Annotated in this window: 16 protein-coding genes; 4 read left to right on the top strand and 12 right to left on the bottom strand. The window is 57.6% G+C overall.

What is annotated here, in order from left to right; translation table 11 throughout:
* Window positions 1-133 precede the first annotated feature (133 nt).
* The 9 genes from TU84_RS08135 to TU84_RS08095 form a co-directional block, all read right to left on the bottom strand.
* Window positions 134-877, bottom strand: a complete 744-nt coding sequence (locus tag TU84_RS08135) for a secretin N-terminal domain-containing protein (protein ID WP_048368548.1) — start codon at window positions 875-877, stop codon at window positions 134-136.
* A 202-nt stretch (window positions 878-1079) separates the two neighbouring features.
* The gene (locus TU84_RS08130) at window positions 1080-1502 is read right to left on the bottom strand and encodes a GNAT family N-acetyltransferase (protein ID WP_048368547.1); all 423 of its coding nucleotides are present in this window, start codon (window positions 1500-1502) and stop codon (window positions 1080-1082) included.
* Window positions 1495-2661, bottom strand: coding sequence for a ribosomal protein uL16 3-hydroxylase (locus TU84_RS08125; protein WP_048368546.1), 1167 nt, complete (start codon window positions 2659-2661; stop codon window positions 1495-1497). Before TU84_RS08125 ends, TU84_RS08130 begins: the two co-directional genes overlap by 8 nt.
* Window positions 2662-2744: 83 nt before the next feature.
* Window positions 2745-4115, bottom strand: a complete 1371-nt coding sequence (gene purB, locus TU84_RS08120; protein WP_048368545.1) for an adenylosuccinate lyase — start codon at window positions 4113-4115, stop codon at window positions 2745-2747.
* 128 nt (window positions 4116-4243) lie between these two features.
* The gene (gene hflD / locus TU84_RS08115; protein ID WP_048368544.1) at window positions 4244-4867 is read right to left on the bottom strand and encodes a high frequency lysogenization protein HflD; all 624 of its coding nucleotides are present in this window, start codon (window positions 4865-4867) and stop codon (window positions 4244-4246) included.
* Entirely contained in the window at window positions 4864-5997 is a 1134-nt protein-coding gene (gene mnmA / locus TU84_RS08110) for a tRNA 2-thiouridine(34) synthase MnmA (RefSeq protein WP_048368543.1), read from the bottom strand. The genes hflD and mnmA overlap by 4 nt, the downstream gene beginning before the upstream one ends.
* A gap of 59 nt (window positions 5998-6056) precedes the next feature.
* The gene (locus TU84_RS08105; RefSeq protein ID WP_048368542.1) at window positions 6057-6503 is read right to left on the bottom strand and encodes an NUDIX hydrolase; all 447 of its coding nucleotides are present in this window, start codon (window positions 6501-6503) and stop codon (window positions 6057-6059) included.
* 255 nt (window positions 6504-6758) lie between these two features.
* Window positions 6759-8984 carry an NADP-dependent isocitrate dehydrogenase gene (locus TU84_RS08100; protein ID WP_048368541.1) on the bottom strand — a complete coding sequence of 742 codons (2226 nt, stop codon included), beginning with the start codon at window positions 8982-8984 and terminating at the stop codon, window positions 6759-6761.
* 462 nt (window positions 8985-9446) lie between these two features.
* On the bottom strand, window positions 9447-9725 hold the full coding sequence (locus tag TU84_RS08095; RefSeq protein ID WP_048368540.1) for a cold shock domain-containing protein: 279 nt from the start codon (window positions 9723-9725) through the stop codon (window positions 9447-9449).
* Between the two features lie 225 nt (window positions 9726-9950).
* On the opposite strand from TU84_RS08095, the gene clpS reads away from it, so the two are divergent.
* Window positions 9951-10313, top strand: coding sequence for an ATP-dependent Clp protease adapter ClpS (gene clpS, locus TU84_RS08090; RefSeq protein ID WP_048368539.1), 363 nt, complete (start codon window positions 9951-9953; stop codon window positions 10311-10313).
* 29 nt (window positions 10314-10342) lie between these two features.
* Entirely contained in the window at window positions 10343-12613 is a 2271-nt protein-coding gene (gene clpA / locus TU84_RS08085) for an ATP-dependent Clp protease ATP-binding subunit ClpA (protein WP_048368538.1), read from the top strand.
* A gap of 286 nt (window positions 12614-12899) precedes the next feature.
* On the opposite strand, the gene infA is transcribed toward clpA, so the two are convergent.
* The 3 genes from infA to aat all read right to left on the bottom strand — a co-directional run bounded on the left by infA (window position 12900) and on the right by aat (window position 14661).
* Entirely contained in the window at window positions 12900-13118 is a 219-nt protein-coding gene (infA, locus tag TU84_RS08080; protein WP_002553999.1) for a translation initiation factor IF-1, read from the bottom strand.
* A gap of 99 nt (window positions 13119-13217) precedes the next feature.
* Window positions 13218-13925, bottom strand: a complete 708-nt coding sequence (locus tag TU84_RS08075) for an arginyltransferase (RefSeq protein WP_048368537.1) — start codon at window positions 13923-13925, stop codon at window positions 13218-13220.
* Between the two features lie 58 nt (window positions 13926-13983).
* Window positions 13984-14661 carry a leucyl/phenylalanyl-tRNA--protein transferase gene (gene aat, locus TU84_RS08070; RefSeq protein ID WP_048368536.1) on the bottom strand — a complete coding sequence of 226 codons (678 nt, stop codon included), beginning with the start codon at window positions 14659-14661 and terminating at the stop codon, window positions 13984-13986.
* Window positions 14662-15034: 373 nt separating this feature from the next.
* On the opposite strand from aat, the gene TU84_RS08065 reads away from it, so the two are divergent.
* On the top strand, window positions 15035-17479 hold the full coding sequence (locus TU84_RS08065; protein WP_371928870.1) for a DNA translocase FtsK: 2445 nt from the start codon (window positions 15035-15037) through the stop codon (window positions 17477-17479).
* 52 nt (window positions 17480-17531) lie between these two features.
* Window positions 17532-18155, top strand: a complete 624-nt coding sequence (gene lolA / locus TU84_RS08060; protein WP_048368534.1) for an outer membrane lipoprotein chaperone LolA — start codon at window positions 17532-17534, stop codon at window positions 18153-18155.
* The last annotated feature ends 18 nt before the right edge of the window (window positions 18156-18173 follow it).

Genomic DNA, 18173 nt, shown 5'->3' with positions numbered 1-18173 from the left:
GTCATCCTGGGCCCTTTTACGGGGCTCTGATTGGCGGGAGCGGGGCCATCATGCCTTTGCATTTTTGTGTCGTCAAACACTTTGTAGTGCTTTTTTCACAGCACTACATATTTAGTCTAATACGACCCGTCAGTCAGTTTTGGGTCCTCTGGTCGAGAGTGTTTACTTTGACCCGCACCGTCATGTCGTTGCGCCCTTGAGTAGAGTACGTAAGGGTTGTAGCGTTATTTTCGGTCTGGCTCTGGTTACTGCTGCCTGCCACGGTGATCCACTGGCCGAGGGGGCCGCTGATCTGTGTGTTGGCATTTTGCATGTTCACTACATCGGGACGCTCCTGGCTCATACTGTCCAGATGCGTGCTGATCGCGAGGTGTACCGTTTCACCTGTGACGGTGGCGGTGACGAAAAAACCCTGGGTGACATCGCGGTACTCGGTCTGTGTGAGCAGTCGGCCATAGGCGTCTGTCTGGGTGCTGGTGAGGGGCACGCTCTGGCCGATCTGGATTTGCGCGGGCACACCTTCAGTGGCCTCGATTTGCTGAATACCGCCTTCACGGCTGGCGGTGCTGATTACGCGGGTGTCTGAGTTGGATTCGGGGAGGTTGTTATCGCGGGTGTCGACCGTAATCAGCAAGCGCTTGGCGGGTGTGTCGAGTTGCGCCAGCAGGTTTTCCAGATTTTGAATTTTTGAGGGGGCTGCTTCGACAATCAGTTGATTGCCGTAGGCACTGACTTTGCCGTTTTTACCAATAAAGTTCTGCGCAATCGGCAGTAGATCGGCGCTGGTACGGTTTTGTAAGGTGATGACTTTAGTATCGGCCAGTGCGCTAATGCTGAAGACCATGAGCAGGCTGGCGATGAAGGCGCGTAGGGACATGTCCGTTATCTCCGCAATACGTGAAAAGTATCCCCGGAGTGTGGCAGATAGCAAAACGCCCTGCGATCCGAAGATGGCAGGGCGTTTTGTTGTCACGCATGTGGGAGCGGGCTTGCTCGCGATGCAGACGACTCATTCTTTCTGCAAAGCAGCGTTATCCGTATCGCGAGCAAGCCCGCTCCCACAAAGGTGGGCGTAGTGGTTAGCTACCGCGTTCCATATCAACGTGCGGAATGCCTGCTTCGAGGAATTCCTCGCTGACGATTTTGAAACCCAGGCGTTCATAAAACGACGTGGCGTGCACTTGCGCGCTGAGCTGCTGCTTTTTGAGGCCGCGCTTTTCAGCTTCGTTGATCGCGGCCTGCATCAAAGCGTCGCCCACTTTGAGGCCACGCCAGTCTTTGAGGACAGACACCCGGCCAATGTGGCCGTCCGGCAACAGCCGGGCAGTGCCAATCGGAAAGTCGCCCTCATAAGCCAGAAAATGCACGGCATCTGCGTCGTCTGCGTCCCACTCAAGCTCTGGCGGGACTTGTTGTTCGGCAATAAACACTGCCTCACGAATGCGTCGAATATCGGAGTTGTCCTTTTTCCAGTCGGCGACACTTACGTGAGTCTTATTCATCAGCAAACCCCAGGCTTCCTTGTTTAACCAGCTCGAAGAGCAGGTTGCTTGCGTCTTCATCGGCCAGCCATGGGCCGAGGTTATCACTGTGCAGGGCATCGGCCGCGCAAATCATTTTCAGCAACTCGCGCAGTTTACCCGGCAACAGGCGGCTTTGGCCGCTGGCGAACAACAGCAGGTCTTCGTCCACTTCAGACCAGGCCAAGCGGGCGCTCGGATTGCGGATCAGGATAGCGCCCTGTTCCAGGCTGTCGATCAGCTCGGGCTCTTCGAGTTCCGGGCCGACCACGAGTTCCGGGTAGCGTGGCTCGGTCATGAACTGGCCGAACCAGGTCAGCAGCATGCGCTCGTCGCTCATGTGCTCTGTCAGCAGGTTCTTCAGGCGGCCCAGAGCGTCGTGCTGAATCTGGTGCGGATCGCTCACCGGTTGCGCGTCGGCGTCAGTGTAGCGGTCTTCGTCTGGCAGATACTGGCTCAGGAAGTCGGTGAAGTGAGTCAGCACTTCGGCTGCGCTCGGGGCACGGAAACCGACCGAGTAGGTCAGGCAGTCGTCCACGGCAACGCCGCAGTGGGCCAGGCGTGGCGGCAGGTAGAGCATGTCGCCGGGTTCCAGGGTCCACTCATCGGTGGCCTCGAACTCAGCCAGAATGCGCAGGTCGGCATGTTCCAGCAGCTTGCTGTCGGCGTCGCACATCTGGCCGATCTGCCAATGACGTTTGCCGTGGCCTTGCAGCAGGAACACGTCGTAATTGTCGAAGTGCGGGCCAACGCTGCCGCCCGGGGCTGCATAGCTGATCATTACGTCATCGATGCGCCAGCTTGGCAGGAAGCGGAAGTTTTCCAGCAGTTCACCGACTTCCGGTACGAACTGGTCAACGGCTTGAACCAGCAGGGTCCACTCGCGCTCTGGCAGTTTGCCGAATTCGTCTTCTGCGAACGGGCCGCGGCGCAGTTCCCATGGGCGCTCGCCGTGCTCGATGATCAGGCGCGATTCGACTTCTTCTTCCAGCGCCAGACCGGCCAGTTCGTCGGCATCGATAGGGCTTTCGAAGTCAGGAATTGCCTGGCGGATCAGCAGTGGTTTCTTCTGCCAGTAGTCGCGCATGAACTCGCGCGCCGTGATGCCGCCCAGAAGTTGAAGAGGAGTATCAGGATTCATGTGTAACCTATTGAAAAAATGCGCTTTGTAATCAGGAATAAAAACGCCCGGCACGGCCGGGCGTTAATAGGTCGTTGCAGCGATCAGATACGCTTGGCTTGCTCGACCGCGTTGCCAATGTAGTTGGCAGGCGTCAGCAGCTTCAGCTCGGCCTTGGCCGCTTCCGGCATTTCAAGACCGTCGATGAACGTTTGCAGTGCTTCAGGGCTGATGCCCTTGCCGCGCGTCAGCTCTTTGAGCTTCTCGTACGGGTTTTCAATGTTGTAGCGACGCATCACGGTCTGGATTGGCTCGGCCAATACTTCCCAGCACGCGTCCAGGTCAGCAGCGATTTTTTGAGCGTTCAGCTCAAGCTTGCTGATGCCTTTGAGGCTGGCTTCGTATGCGATCACGCTGTGGGCGAAGCCGACACCGAGGTTACGCAGTACGGTGGAGTCGGTCAGGTCGCGCTGCCAGCGGGAGATTGGCAGTTTGCTGGCCAGGTGCTGGAACAAGGCGTTGGCGATACCCAGGTTGCCTTCGGAGTTTTCGAAGTCGATCGGGTTGACCTTGTGCGGCATGGTCGACGAACCGATTTCGCCCGCGATGGTGCGCTGCTTGAAGTAGCCCAGGGAGATGTAGCCCCAGATATCGCGGTCGAAGTCGATCAGGATGGTGTTGAAGCGCGCAATGGCGTCAAACAGCTCGGCGATGTAGTCGTGCGGTTCGATTTGCGTGGTGTACGGGTTGAAGCCCAGGCCCAGCTCGTCTTCGATGAAGGCGCGGGCGTTGGCTTCCCAGTCGATCTGCGGGTAGGCCGACAGGTGGGCGTTGTAGTTGCCGACAGCGCCGTTGATTTTGCCCAGCAGCGGTACTGCAGCGACTTGAGCGATTTGACGCTCCAGACGGTACACCACGTTGGCCAGCTCTTTGCCCAGAGTGGTAGGTGAAGCCGGTTGGCCGTGGGTGCGCGACAGCATTGGCACGTCAGCGAAACGGATGGCCAGTTCGCGGATGGCTTGAGCGGTCTGGCGCATCAGCGGCAGCATCACGTCATCACGGCCTTCGCGCAGCATCAGGGCGTGGGACAGGTTGTTGATGTCCTCGCTGGTGCAGGCAAAGTGGATGAACTCACTGACGTTGGCCAGCTCAGGCAGCTTGGCGGCTTGTTCCTTGAGCAGGTACTCAATGGCTTTAACGTCGTGGTTGGTGGTGCGCTCGATCTCTTTGACGCGCTCGGCGTGCTCCAGAGAGAAGTTTTCGGCCAGTTCGTTCAGAACGGCGTTGGCTTCGGCGGAAAAGGCCGGGACTTCAGGGATGGCAGCGTGAGCGGCCAGGCGCTGGAGCCAGCGAACTTCAACCAGAACGCGGGCACGGATCAGGCCGTACTCGCTGAAAATTGGGCGCAGGGCCTGGGTTTTGCCGGCGTAGCGGCCGTCAACAGGGGAAACCGCAGTGAGCGAAGAGAGCTGCATGGGGTGTTCTCGGACAGTCGGGCAACGAAATGGGGCGCGTATCATACATGAAAAAAACAGCCGGTCCGCTGCCAACTGACCGGCGTCTTACGCGTAACGAGGTTGCAACGTGTTCGTACTGGCGTGTTTCAGTTGCCACGCAGCATCGGATAAAGCTCTTTGAGCAGCTTGCGGCGGCTGAAAACCAGCTGCCAGCGATGACCGCCCAATTGGCGCCACAGCCGCGCGGAACGAATACCGGCCAGCAATAGCGCGCGAATTTTTGCCGCATTGTTCGGTTGTTGCAGGTTGCGCATGTCGCCATGTACCTGGATGCGCTGACGCAGGGTGCTCAGGGTGTCCTGATACAGCCCGCCGCAGGCCGCCACCACGTTTTCGTGGGCGGGGCCGAAATGCTCAACCTGGGACTGGATTTGCGGCAGGCGCTTGCCAATCAGCTCAAGCATGTCGTCGCGCTTGGCCAGTTGACGCTCAAGCCCGAGCATCGACAGGGCGTAGCGCAGCGGCTCGCGCTGCAGGGTGTTCGGGTCGCGCTCAAGGGCGCCAATCAGTGCCCGATAGCCTTCGCGCAGGTTGCTGTCGTCACCGCCATAGACCTCAAGGGTGTCCTTGGGGTCGCGTACCAGCAGGCTGCCCAGCATGCAGGCCAGGTCGGCTTCGCTGATCTGGCCGGTCTTGGCGATCTTGTCGACCAGCACCGCGGCAAAAAACACGCCGCCCAAGGCTACCAGTTGCTCCTGAATCGGGTTCATGCGCGGTGGCCCTTGCTGGTCCACGGCTCGGCCACTTCGATCACGCCGCCGCCCAGGCACACTTCACCGTCGTAAAACACCACGGACTGGCCGGGGGTGACCGCGCGTTGCGGGTCGTCGAAGGTGGCGCGATAGCCGGTAGCGGTTTTTTCAAGGGTGCACGGCTGGTCGCTCTGGCGATAGCGGACCTTGGCGGTCAGGCGCAGCGGGCTGCTCAGGTCGATCGGGTTGACCCAATAGATCTCTGAGGCGAGCAGGGCGCGGGAGAACAGCCACGGGTGGTCATTGCCCTGGCCAACGATCAGCTCGTTGTGCTCAAGGTCTTTGATCAGCACGTACCACGGCTCGTCACTGGCGTCTTTGAGGCCGCCGATGCCCAGGCCCTGGCGTTGGCCGATGGTGTGGTACATCAGGCCGTGGTGGCGGCCGATGACTTCACCTTCGGTGGTTTTGATTTCACCCGGCTGCGCGGGCAGGTACTGCTTGAGGAAGTCGCTGAAGCGGCGCTCGCCAATAAAGCAGATACCGGTGGAGTCTTTCTTTTTGGCGGTGGCCAGGCCGTGTTTCTCGGCAATGCGGCGCACTTCCGGTTTTTCCAGTTCGCCTACCGGGAACAAGGTCTTGGCAATCTGCTCACCACCGACGGCGTGCAGGAAATAGCTCTGGTCCTTGTTCGGGTCGAGGCCCTTGAGCAGCTCTGTGCGGCCGTCAATGTCACGACGGCGCACGTAGTGGCCGGTAGCGATCAGATCTGCGCCGAGCATCAGGGCATAGTCGAGGAACGCCTTGAACTTGATTTCGCGGTTGCACAGGATGTCCGGGTTGGGCGTGCGCCCGGCCTTGTATTCGGCCAGGAAGTGCTCAAACACGTTGTCCCAGTATTCGGCGGCAAAGTTGGCAGTGTGCAGCTTGATGCCAATTTTGTCGCACACGGCCTGGGCGTCTGCCAGGTCATCCATGGCGGTGCAGTAATCCGTTCCGTCGTCTTCCTCCCAGTTCTTCATGAACAGGCCTTCCACCTGATAGCCCTGCTCCATGAGCAGAACGGCGGAAACGGAAGAGTCTACACCGCCGGACATGCCGACGATGACGCGCTGTTGTTCGGGGGCGACTAAGGCTGGATCACGCATAGGGTTTCAATGAGTGCCTTGAAAAAGGACGCGATTCTATCAGGCCCGAGCGCTCAAGGCTAAACCGAAGGGCGGATTAACGTGAGGTCGAACAATTGGCCGCTCAGATAATCGTCGATGCACTGCAAGCTCAGCTCGCTGCGCCAGCGCTGGCGTTGCGCTATCAGCTCGTCGCGGGTCAGCCATTGCGGGCCGATGATGCCGGTGTCCAGGGTGTATTCGGGGTGATGTTTGACAGCTTTGCCGGCAAAGCATACGCGCTGATACGTCACGCCGTTGCTTGGGGCGGTGTACAAGTAAATGCCGATGACCCCGGTCAGCTCGACGTCGTAGCCGGTTTCTTCGAGTGTTTCGCGGATCGCTGCTTCAATCAGGGTTTCGTTCGGGTCCAGGTGCCCGGCGGGCTGGTTAAGAACGGCGCGCTCGCCGCTGTACTCCTCGACCATCAAAAAACGGCCATTGTCTTCAACGACCGTGGCGACGGTGATGTGGGGTTTCCATTCCATTAAGGGGGGTCTCGGTTTTTTGGGAGAGTTTTCTGGATGCTACAGAAAGTTTGCGCCAAGCCCAAAACTGTAGTCGCTGCCGAAGGCTGCGATCGGTTACGAAGCGACCGTAAACTACAGCAATACTGCGTGGTGTGGCTTTACGCCGGCTTCACCGTCGATCGCAGCCTTCGGCAGCGACTACAGGGTTGCGAGCACCCTGAAAACACAAACCCCGGCGTCGTGGGCCGGGGTCTGTGCTGTTGCCAGTTGCTCTTACACCAGAGAAGCGATGATCTCGTTCAGCGTGGCGCTAGGGCGCATTACGGTGCTCACCTTGTCGGCGTCGGCGTGGTAGTAACCACCGATGTCCACAGGCTTGCCCTGCACGGCGTTGAGTTCGGCAACGATTTTTGCCTCGTTCTCGGTCATGGCTTTTGCCACTGGGGCAAACAGGGCTTGCAGCTCTTTGTCTTCAGTTTGGGCCGCCAGGGCTTGAGCCCAGTACAGCGCCAGGTAGAAGTGGCTGCCGCGGTTGTCGATGTTGCCGACTTTGCGCGATGGCGATTTGTTGTTGTCGAGGAACTGGCCAGTGGCCTGGTCCAGGGTTTTGGCCAACACCAACGCTTTTGCGTTGTTGTAGGTGGTGCCCAGGTGCTCCAGGGAAGCAGCCAGTGCCAGGAACTCACCCAGCGAGTCCCAACGCAGGAAGTTTTCTTCCAGCAGTTGTTGCACGTGCTTGGGTGCCGAACCGCCTGCGCCAGTTTCGAACAGGCCGCCGCCATTCATCAGCGGGACGATCGAGAGCATTTTGGCGCTGGTGCCCAGTTCCATGATCGGGAACAGGTCAGTCAGGTAGTCGCGCAGTACGTTACCGGTTACCGAGATGGTGTCCAGGCCGGCGCGGGTGCGTTCCAGGGTGAACTTCATGGCGTCGACAGGCGACATGATGCGAATGTCCAGACCGCTGGTGTCGTGATCTTTCAGGTAGGTTTCAACCTTCTTGATCATTTCTGCGTCGTGGGCACGCTTAGGGTCCAGCCAGAATACAGCCGGGGTGTTGCTGGCGCGGGAGCGGTTAACGGCCAGTTTGACCCAGTCGCGGATCGGCGCGTCTTTGGCCTGGCACATGCGCCAGATGTCGCCTTCCTCAACCTTTTGTTCCATCAGCACGTTGCCGTTGCTGTCGGTTACCCGAACAACGCCAGGGGTTTTGATCTGGAAGGTTTTGTCGTGCGAGCCGTACTCTTCGGCTTTTTGCGCCATCAGGCCAACGTTTGGCACGCTGCCCATGGTGGTCGGATCGAAAGCGCCGTGCTTTTTGCAGTCTTCGATGGTGGCCTGGTAGATGGTTGCGTAGCAACGATCCGGGATGATGGCCTTGGTGTCTTGCAGTTGGCCTTCGGTGTTCCACATTTTGCCGGAATCACGAATCATCGCTGGCATGGAGGCGTCAACAATCACGTCGCTTGGTACGTGCAGGTTGGTGATGCCTTTGTCAGAGTTGACCATCGCCAGAGCAGGGCGGTTGGCGTAGACAGCCTGGATGTCAGCTTCGATTTCAGCTTGCTTCTCGGCTGGCAGTGCCTTGATGCGGGCGTACAGGTCGCCGATACCGTTGTTCAGGTTGAAACCGATTTCTTTCAGGACGTCGGCGTGTTTGGCCAGCGCGTCCTTGTAGAACTCAGCCACGATCTGACCAAACATGATCGGGTCGGAAACCTTCATCATGGTGGCTTTCAAGTGAACCGAGAACAGCACGCCTTGTTTCTTGGCGTCTTCGATTTCGGCCGCTACGAACTTGCGCAGGGCATTTTTGCTCATGACGGAGCAATCGATGATCTCGCCGGCTTGTACGGCGGTTTTTTCCTTCAGGACGGTGGTGGTGCCGTCTTGAGCGATCAGTTCGATTTTAACGCTGTCCGGGGCTTCGATCAGGGCCGCTTTTTCGCTGCCGTAGAAGTCGCCTTCGCTCATGTGGGCCACGTGGGACTTGGAGTCTGCAGCCCAGGCGCCCATTTTGTGCGGGTGCTTGCGAGCGTAGTTTTTAACCGACAGTGGTGCGCGGCGGTCCGAGTTGCCTTCGCGCAGTACCGGGTTTACGGCGCTGCCCATGACTTTGCTGTAACGCGCCTTGATGTCTTTCTCGGCGTCAGTCGTCGCGGTGTCCGGGTAGTCAGGGATGTTGAAGCCCTGTGCTTGCAGTTCCTTGATGGCAGCTTGCAGCTGAGGAACCGAGGCGCTGATGTTAGGCAGCTTTATGATGTTGGCTTCAGGGGTAACAGCCAGGGCGCCCAGTTCGGCGAGGTGGTCTGCTACGGCCTTGTCACCCAATTGCTCGGGGAAGCTGGCGAGGATGCGGCCTGCCAAAGAGATGTCGCGCGTCTCAACGTCAATATCAGCGCTGGCGGTGAAAGCCTCGATGATAGGCAGCAGTGAATAGGTGGCGAGCGCCGGAGCTTCGTCGGTGAAGGTGTAGATGATCTTCGAACGGTTGGGCATTTCGGATTAACTCTCTTCTTTGCTGAGCGTGCTCAGATACTCGAGATGCGCAGGGTAGGCGCTTTCGTACACAGTGAACAATGAGCCGAAAGTCGAGGTTCTTCGCTGTGATGTGAATGCATCAGTAGAGCGTCAAGCGGTCGAGCCGGGGTAACGGCTCAGCCTTTCTAGGCCTGAAAGACTCATTCCAGTAGGTGTTGCTGAGTGACTCCGTGGTCACCGGCGCAGTATACATAGGTCACTAAGGTTGCTGCGAGGGGGGTGGCCTAACACAAATCATCAATTGGTCTAAGAACCTGCGGCAAAATGCCCTTGGTTTTGGCTTGATGCCCCCGTGTTTACAGGGTTTTTCTGGGGTTTTTAAGGTGGGGTGTGCACGTGCATGGCGGCAAACGCAATAAAAAAACGGCCGATTCGTGTGTGAGAATCGGCCGTTCTTCATGACGGGCTGTGCTCGCGGGCTCAGACCGACAGGCGGGTGGCCCCTGATGCAGTCACGGGTTGCGGCGTCAGCACCTTGGCGTCGGTGATTGCCACAGCGTGCAGGCCTTTGGGCCCTTGAATGATTTCAAAGCTGACAGGCTGGCCTGCTTTCAGCGTTTTGTAGCCGTCCATCTGAATGGCGGAAAAATGGGCGAAGAAGTCGATTGGATGTCCATGCTCGTCGATGCCTTCCTTGGCTTCCGTATTGATAAAGCCGAAGCCTTTGGCGTTGTTAAACCACTTGACCTTGCCTTGCATACTCATCTCCCTCTGCTGCAAACAACTCCATCACTGGAGTATCATCCAGTTCACTCGCGCAGAAACCACGAAATATGGTTGACTGCACGGACCTTTATTACCCACTGTGGGTTCTATTGGTTGTAACACCGTTTTACCGATAGTCAAGGTCACGCGGCGGCGCAGTTGAAATTTGCTACGTCTGCCTCCATCACTGTAATCGATCAAAGACGAACCTTTCTTTCCATGCATGCAATCAGCCAGATTCGACTAACATCCAATCATGATCAGCCCGATTATGATGACGAAGATTCCGCTGGCTTGGCTGTGCAAGAGGCTAAGCCTGCGCTTCAGGCGCCGCCGATGTACAAGGTGGTTTTGTTCAACGATGACTACACACCCATGGATTTCGTTGTCGAAGTGCTTGAGGTGTTTTTTAACTTGAATCGCGAATTGGCGACCAAGGTCATGCTGGCCGTTCATACAGAAGGACGGGCAGTGTGCGGCATCTTTACCCGCGACATCGCCGAGACCAAGGCGGCGCAGGTAAACCAGTACGCACGCGAAAGCCAGCATCCGCTACTCTGTGAAATCGAGAAGGACGGTTAACGCCGACCACTTGGGTATGAGGTGAAGCCATGTTAAATCGCGAGCTCGAAGTCACCCTCAATCTGGCCTTCAAGGAAGCACGCTCAAAGCGTCATGAGTTCATGACGGTCGAGCACCTCCTTCTAGCGCTTCTGGATAATGAGGCGGCCGCAACCGTTCTACGCGCCTGTGGCGCAAACCTCGACAAACTCAAGCATGACCTGCAAGAGTTTATTGATTCCACCACCCCCCTGATCCCTGTCCACGACGAAGACCGTGAAACTCAGCCAACCCTGGGTTTTCAACGCGTCTTGCAGCGCGCTGTGTTCCACGTACAAAGCTCCGGCAAGCGTGAAGTTACCGGCGCTAATGTGCTGGTGGCGATTTTCAGTGAGCAAGAAAGCCAGGCGGTGTTCTTTCTCAAGCAGCAGAGCGTTGCCCGCATCGATGTGGTCAACTTCATCGCGCATGGTATTTCCAAAGTGCCGGGCCATGGCGATCACGCTGAAAACGAGAACGAAATGCAGGATGAAGAGGGCGGTGAGTCGTCGTCTTCAAGCAATCCTCTGGATGCTTACGCCAGCAACTTGAACGAGCTGGCCCGCCAGGGCCGGATTGATCCGCTGGTGGGGCGTGAAAACGAAGTTGAGCGCGTTGCGCAGATTCTGGCGCGTCGCCGTAAAAACAACCCGCTGCTGGTGGGCGAGGCGGGCGTGGGTAAAACCGCGATTGCCGAAGGCCTGGCCAAGCGCATCGTTGATAACCAGGTGCCGGACCTGCTGGCCAACAGCATCGTCTATTCGCTGGATCTGGGTGCCTTGCTGGCCGGCACCAAGTACCGCGGCGATTTCGAGAAGCGCTTCAAAGCGTTGCTCGGCGAGCTGAAAAAGCGTCCGCAGGCCATTTTGTTCATCGACGAGATCCACACCATTATTGGTGCGGGCGCGGCGTCCGGTGGCGTAATGGACGCTTCCAACCTGCTCAAGCCCCTGCTGTCCTCGGGTGAGATCCGTTGCATTGGTTCGACTACGTTCCAGGAATTTCGCGGGATCTTTGAAAAAGACCGTGCCCTGGCGCGGCGCTTCCAGAAAGTCGACGTGTCCGAACCTTCGGTTGAAGACACCATCGGTATTCTGCGTGGCCTTAAAGGGCGTTTCGAGCAGCATCACGGTATTGAATACACTGATGAGGCCCTGCGTGCGGCGGCCGAGCTGGCGTCACGCTACATCAATGACCGGCACATGCCGGACAAAGCCATTGACGTGATCGACGAGGCGGGGGCGTATCAGCGCCTGCAGCCGGTTGAAAAACGCGCTCTGCGTATCGATGTGCAACAGGTCGAAGACATCGTGGCGAAAATCGCCCGTATTCCGCCTAAGAGCGTCTCCAGCTCCGATAAAGAGCTGCTGCGTAACCTTGAGCGCGACCTCAAGCTGACGGTGTTTGGTCAGGATGCGGCGATTGATTCCTTGTCGACGGCCATCAAGCTGTCGCGTGCCGGGCTCAAGTCGCCAGACAAGCCTGTCGGTTCGTTCCTGTTCGCAGGCCCGACCGGTGTGGGTAAAACCGAAGCTGCGCGCCAGTTGTCCAAGGCGCTGGGCGTCGAGCTGATTCGCTTTGATATGTCCGAGTACATGGAGCGCCACACCGTATCGCGTCTGATCGGTGCGCCTCCAGGCTATGTCGGGTTTGATCAGGGCGGCCTGCTCACCGAAGCCATCACCAAGCAACCGCACTGCGTACTGCTGCTGGATGAAATCGAGAAGGCGCACCCTGAGGTCTTCAACCTGCTGCTGCAGGTCATGGACCACGGCACGCTGACCGATAACAACGGGCGCAAGGCTGACTTCCGTAACGTGATCATCATCATGACCACGAACGCGGGTGCAGAGACGGCTTCACGGGCCTCGATCGGCTTTACCTTGCAGGATCACGCCACCGATGCAATGGAAGTGATCAAGAAGAGCTTCACCCCTGAGTTCCGTAACCGCCTGGACACCATCATTCAATTTGGTCGCCTCAGCCATGAAGTGATCAAACACGTGGTGGACAAGTTCCTCACCGAGTTGCAAGTGCAGTTGGAAGACAAGCACGTGCAGTTGGTGGTGACCGATGCCGCGCGCGGCTGGTTGGCGGCTGGCGGCTACGACGTGACCATGGGCGCCCGCCCGATGGCGCGTCTGATTCAGGACAAAATCAAGCGCCCACTGGCTGAAGAGATTCTCTTTGGTGAGCTGGCTGATCACGGCGGTGTGGTTAACATCGACCTCAAAGACGGCGAGTTGGTCTTCGAGTTTGAAACAGACGTTGAAATGGCTTGATGTGACCGTGAAATAAAAAAAGCGCCGAAAGGCGCTTTTTTTATAGGTAAACCCTGTAGGAGCTGCCGCCTCGTCTTCGACGCCGCGCTGTCGCGTAGCAAGCAGGCCGGCGAGTATCTTCAGCATCCCCCAATCGGTTCCCTCTCCTGCGGGAGAGGGCTAGGGTGAGGGGGGCTTAGATCAAGAGATCGCGAGGCAAGCTCGCTCCTACAGTCAGGCCAGGCGTTCGTCATATCGCAGGCAAACAAAAACGCCCGGCAGAGCCGGGCGTCTTGTATTGACTTGATTAACGAGCGCGGTAAGTGATGCGCCCTTTGCTCAAGTCATAGGGCGTCAGTTCGACGCGCACTTTGTCACCGGTAAGAATACGAATGTAGTTCTTGCGCATCTTGCCGGAAATATGCGCGGTTACGACGTGCCCATTTTCCAACTCCACACGAAACATGGTGTTGGGCAGGGTGTCGACGACAGTGCCTTCCATTTCGAAGCTGTCTTCTTTCGACATGCAGTAAAGCCCTCGGTGTCCAGTGAATGGCCCGGTGCAACTGCGCCAGGCAAAAGCGGCGTGCATTGTGCCCGAAAAGTAGGGTTTAAGCCAAGGGGTTCAGTAAAGAGTGCTCCATCTCTGATTAATCAGCAGCTCAATGGGCCGATATTCAGTCTTGTAATTCATCTTTTTGCAGTTCTTGATCCAGTACCCGAGGTACAGCGCATTCAGCCCCAGGCGGCGGGTTTCGGCAATTTGCCAGAGAATCCCGTAACGGCCCAGGCTGCGGCGCTCTTCGTCAGGCTCGTAGAAGGTATACACCGCCGACAAACCATTGGGCAGCACGTCAGTGACCGCCACGGCCAGTAACCGTCCGTCGAGACGAAACTCGTAAAACGTCGAGAACGGCAAGTCGCGCACCAAAAACGTCGAAAATTGCTCACGGCTTGGCGGGTACATGTCGCCGTCTGCATGCCGTAGTTCGATGTAGCGCTTGTAGAGGGCGAAGTACTCATCGCTAAAACTGGGCTTGGCGGCCTTGACCTGGAGGTCGGTATTGCGTTTGAAAATACGCTTTTGCTGGCGATTGGGGATAAACGTCTGTACCGGGATGCGCGCAGGTGTACACGCATCGCAATTCACGCAATGGGGTCGATAAAGGTGGTCGCCACTGCGACGAAAGCCCATTTCGGACAAGTCGGCATAGACCTGCACATCCATCGGCTGGCTGGGATCGAGGAACAGCGTGGTCGCCTGTTCATCGGGCAGGTAGCTGCAAACGTGAGGTTGAGTGGCATAAAACTTCAAGCGCGCCAGCTCGGTCATGATGGGCCCTCAGGGAAATCTTTGAATTAAGTGTAAGCCAGCCAGCAAAACTCGCCTATCAAACCCACTCTGCGTTTGTAGGTAGATCGAGATGTTTGTGTAGGTAATCGGCGAATTGTTGTCGTGGGATTGAGCGGGCGCCCAGGCTTTCGAGGTGATTGGTCGGCATCTGGCAGTCAATCAGCACAAAGCCCCAGGCCTTCAAGTGACTGACCAGCGTCGCAAACCCCACTTTTGAGGCGTTGTCTGCGCGGCTGAACATGGACTCGCCAAAAAACAATTGGCCCATCGCCAGGCCGTACAAGCCGCCAACCAGTTCGCCGTTGTCCCAGACTTCTACCGAGTGCGCGTGGCCGCGTGCGTGAAGCTCGATGTAGGCATCTTGCATTTTTTCGGTAATCCACGTGCCGTCGGCATAGCTTCGCGGTTCGGCGCAGGCTCGAATAACCCCTTCGAAGTCGCGGTCGAACGTCACGTGGTAACGTTGCTGGCGCAATAGTTTTGCCAGGCTGCGCGAGATATGCAGCTCTTGCGGAAATAACACCGTGCGCGGGTCTGGCGACCACCAGAGTATCGGCTGGCCTTCGGAAAACCACGGGAAGCAGCCATGGCGATAGGCCTGGATCAGCCGGTCAGGGGACAGATCGCCGCCGGCGGCGAGCAAGCCATTGGGTTCGCGCATGGCCGTTGTCAGTGGCGGGAATGTCAGGGTGTCGCGTTTTAACCAGGTCAGCATGGCAATCGGTCTTACAGAAGAGGGGAGGGGGGCTGCAACTCTGTCGCGTTGCCGCGGTCTGAGTCGAGCGGATCCGTGGCTGTCGCGACAGCGCTATAAGTCTTTGTCACACAAGGCAATGCATGCTCAAATTGGCGGCTCTCGGGCGGGCACATGATGATCGCGCCCGGCGCTGGCGTCAGCGTGGCATCCACGGCTTAAACCCGTACAATGGCCCGCCTGTTTGAGCTGTTCTAAACTGCACAACATTCGCCTCACTCCCTGGCGGGCTGGTCTTGGGGTGACGAGTCATATTACAAGGCTGTGTGCAAGGCTAGTCCAGTTTCATGTCTGAACTTGTCACCTGCTCGAATTGAGCAGTATTTTGCAGTCAATCAATTGTTGGGCGCGCCACAGGCGCAGGAAAAGACGCGTTTTGAAGAAATCCACAGCAGCACCTAAAACAGTTCCACTCTGGCGTCAGCAATTGCACTACCGGCTCAAGGAAGGTGCATTGCTCGCTATTGGCGCTCTATGCCTGTTCATGATGATGGCCTTGCTGACCTACGGTAAGGACGACCCCGGCTGGAGCCACAATAGCCGCGTGGTGGATGTGCAGAACTTTGGCGGGCCTGCGGGCGCCTACAGTGCGGACATCCTGTTCATGGTGCTCGGCTATTTTGCCTACATCTTCCCGCTGCTGCTGGCGATCAAGGCGTATCAGATTTTCCGCGAGCGGCATCAGCCGTGGCAGTGGAGCGGCCTGCTGTTTTCGTGGCGGCTGGTCGGCCTGATTTTTCTGGTGCTTTCAGGTGCCGCGCTGGCGCACATTCACTTCCATTCTGCCAGCGGCTTGCCCGCCGGTGCTGGTGGTGCGCTGGGCGAAAGCCTGGGTGATCTGGCGAAGAACGCGCTTAACATTCAAGGCAGTACCTTGCTGCTGATTGCCTTGTTCCTGTTCGGTTTGACTGTTTTTACCGATTTGTCGTGGTTCAAGGTCATGGACGTGACCGGCAAAATCACCCTTGATCTGTTCGAGTTGATCCAGGGCGCCGCGAATCGCTGGTGGTCTGACCGTAATGAGCGCAAGCAACTGGTTGCACAATTGCGTGAAGTCGACACACGGGTTAACGAAGTGGTCGCCCCAAGCGTTCCCGACAAGCGTGAGCAGGCCAAGGCCAAAGAACGCCTGATCGAACGTGAACAGGCGCTGACCAAGCACATGACCGAGCGTGAAAAACACGTGCCGGCTGTAATTACCCCGGCACCGGCCAAAGCGCCGGAGCCGAGCAAGCGTGTGCAAAAAGAGAAACAAGTGCCGTTGTTTGTCGACAGCGCGGTTGAAGGCACCTTGCCTCCGATCTCGATTCTGGACCCGGCCGAGAAGAAACAGCTCAACTATTCCCCTGAATCCCTCGCGGCTGTTGGCCATTTGCTTGAGATCAAGCTCAAGGAATTCGGGGTCGAGGTGGCGGTGGACTCGATTCATCCGGGTCCGGTCATTACCCGTTATGAAATCCAGCCAGCGGCCGGGGTCAAGGTCAGCCGTATCGCCAACCTGGCCAAAGACCTGGCACGTTCGCTGGCCGTGACCAGCGTGCGGGTGGTTGAGGTGATTCCGGGTAAAACCACGGTGGGCATCGAGATCCCCAACGAAGATCGCCAGATCGTGCGCTTCTCCGAAGTGCTGTCGACCCCAGAGTTCGATGACGCCAAATCGCCAGTTACCTTGGCCTTGGGTCATGACATTGGCGGCAAGGCGGTGATTACCGACCTGGCAAAAATGCCGCACCTGTTGGTGGCCGGTACCACCGGTTCCGGTAAGTCGGTGGGCGTGAACGCGATGATCCTGTCGATCCTGTTCAAGTCGGGCCCGGAAGACGCCAAGCTGATCATGATCGACCCGAAAATGCTTGAGCTGTCGATCTACGAAGGCATTCCGCACTTGCTCTGCCCGGTTGTGACCGACATGAAAGACGCGGCCAACGCCCTGCGCTGGAGCGTTGCCGAGATGGAGCGCCGCTACAAGCTGATGGCCAAGATGGGCGTGCGTAACCTGGCCGGTTTCAACCAGAAGATCAAAGATGCCGAAGCGGCGGGTGAGCCGATCAGCGACCCGCTGTACAAGCGCGAAAGCATCCATGACGAAGCGCCGCTGCTGACCAAGCTGCCGACCATCGTGGTGGTGGTCGACGAATTTGCCGACATGATGATGATCGTCGGCAAAAAGGTCGAAGAACTGATTGCCCGTATTGCCCAGAAAGCGCGGGCTGCCGGGATTCACTTGATCCTCGCGACCCAGCGCCCATCGGTAGACGTGATCACCGGTCTGATTAAGGCCAACATCCCGACCCGTATGGCGTTCCAGGTATCGAGCAAAATTGACTCGCGTACCATCATCGACCAGGGTGGCGCCGAACAACTGCTGGGCCACGGTGACATGCTCTACATGCCGCCAGGCACAAGTTTGCCGATTCGGGTACACGGTGCGTTCGTGTCTGACGAAGAAGTGCACCGTGTGGTTGAAGCCTGGAAACAGCGTGGTACACCGGACTATAACGATGACATTCTGGCGGGCGTCGAAGAGCCGGGTAGCGGCTTTGATGGCGGTAGCAGTGAAGGCGGCGATGACGCTGAAACCGATGCGCTGTACGACGAGGCTGTGCAGTTCGTGCTCGAAAGCCGTCGCGCTTCGATCTCTGCGGTTCAACGCAAACTGAAGATCGGCTACAACCGCGCGGCACGCATGATCGAGTCCATGGAAATGGCCGGGGTCGTGACCGCAATGAATACCAACGGCTCGCGCGAAGTGATAGCGCCGGCTCCAATGCGCGACTGATCTGCTCGCAGGTAAGCTGCAAGCAGGGTTTAACTAATCAATGAGGATTTCCATGCGTTTTGTCAGCATGTTGTTGCTACCGGTTTTGGCGTTGACTGCCTTTTCCGCCAGTGCCGCTCCGGCGGATGTACAGAGCCTGACCAACCTTCTGGAACGGTCGAAAACCTTGACGGCCAATTTTTCTCAGTTGACCCTCGATGGCAGCGGCACCCAGTTGCAAGACACCAAAGGGCAAATGGCCTTGCAGCGTCCGGGGTTGTTCTACTGGCACACTGATGCGCCGAACGAGCAGACCATGGTTTCCGATGGCCAGAAAGTTACTTTGTGGGACCCGGACCTGGAGCAGGTCACCATCAAGAAGCTTGATCAGCGCCTGACCCAGACCCCGGCCTTGCTGCTCTCGGGTGATGTCTCAAAAATCAGCGAAAGCTTTGATATCACCTCCAAACAATCGGGTGAAGTGATCGACTTCACGCTCAAGCCAAAAACCAAAGACACCCTGTTTGACTCGCTGAACCTGTCGTTTCGCAGTGGCCTGATCAACAACATGCGTCTGGTTGATAGCGTAGGTCAGCGCACTGATCTGCTGTTCACCGGGGTCAAGGCCAACGAGCCGATCCCGGCGTCCAAATTCAAGTTCGATATCCCGAAAGGGGCTGATGTCATCCAGGAATAAGCCCTGGACGAGGTTTCA

It is taken from the genome of Pseudomonas helleri, assembly GCF_001043025.1.
GTDB classification, from domain to species: Bacteria; Pseudomonadota; Gammaproteobacteria; order Pseudomonadales; family Pseudomonadaceae; genus Aquipseudomonas; species Aquipseudomonas helleri.
Note: the sequence above shows the minus strand (reverse complement) of the source record. Positions and strands in the feature narration are given on the sequence as shown.

Bases quoted from the DNA above. Each gene is read 5' to 3' on its own strand.
- TU84_RS08135 (WP_048368548.1), bottom strand. From the start codon at position 877: ATGTCCCTACGCGCCTTCATCGCCAGCCTGCTCATGGTCTTCAGCATT.
- hflD (WP_048368544.1), bottom strand. From the start codon at position 4,867: ATGAACCCGATTCAGGAGCAACTGGTAGCCTTGGGCGGCGTGTTTTTT.
- mnmA (WP_048368543.1), bottom strand. From the start codon at position 5,997: ATGCGTGATCCAGCCTTAGTCGCCCCCGAACAACAGCGCGTCATCGTC.
- TU84_RS08125 (WP_048368546.1), bottom strand. From the start codon at position 2,661: ATGAATCCTGATACTCCTCTTCAACTTCTGGGCGGCATCACGGCGCGC.
- clpS (WP_048368539.1), top strand. From the start codon at position 9,951: ATGCATGCAATCAGCCAGATTCGACTAACATCCAATCATGATCAGCCC.
- TU84_RS08130 (WP_048368547.1), bottom strand. From the start codon at position 1,502: ATGAATAAGACTCACGTAAGTGTCGCCGACTGGAAAAAGGACAACTCC.
- TU84_RS08100 (WP_048368541.1), bottom strand. From the start codon at position 8,984: ATGCCCAACCGTTCGAAGATCATCTACACCTTCACCGACGAAGCTCCG.
- TU84_RS08105 (WP_048368542.1), bottom strand. From the start codon at position 6,503: ATGGAATGGAAACCCCACATCACCGTCGCCACGGTCGTTGAAGACAAT.
- infA (WP_002553999.1), bottom strand. From the start codon at position 13,118: ATGTCGAAAGAAGACAGCTTCGAAATGGAAGGCACTGTCGTCGACACC.
- lolA (WP_048368534.1), top strand. From the start codon at position 17,532: ATGCGTTTTGTCAGCATGTTGTTGCTACCGGTTTTGGCGTTGACTGCC.
- aat (WP_048368536.1), bottom strand. From the start codon at position 14,661: ATGCTGACCTGGTTAAAACGCGACACCCTGACATTCCCGCCACTGACA.
- purB (WP_048368545.1), bottom strand. From the start codon at position 4,115: ATGCAGCTCTCTTCGCTCACTGCGGTTTCCCCTGTTGACGGCCGCTAC.
- TU84_RS08095 (WP_048368540.1), bottom strand. From the start codon at position 9,725: ATGCAAGGCAAGGTCAAGTGGTTTAACAACGCCAAAGGCTTCGGCTTT.
- TU84_RS08075 (WP_048368537.1), bottom strand. From the start codon at position 13,925: ATGACCGAGCTGGCGCGCTTGAAGTTTTATGCCACTCAACCTCACGTT.
- clpA (WP_048368538.1), top strand. From the start codon at position 10,343: ATGTTAAATCGCGAGCTCGAAGTCACCCTCAATCTGGCCTTCAAGGAA.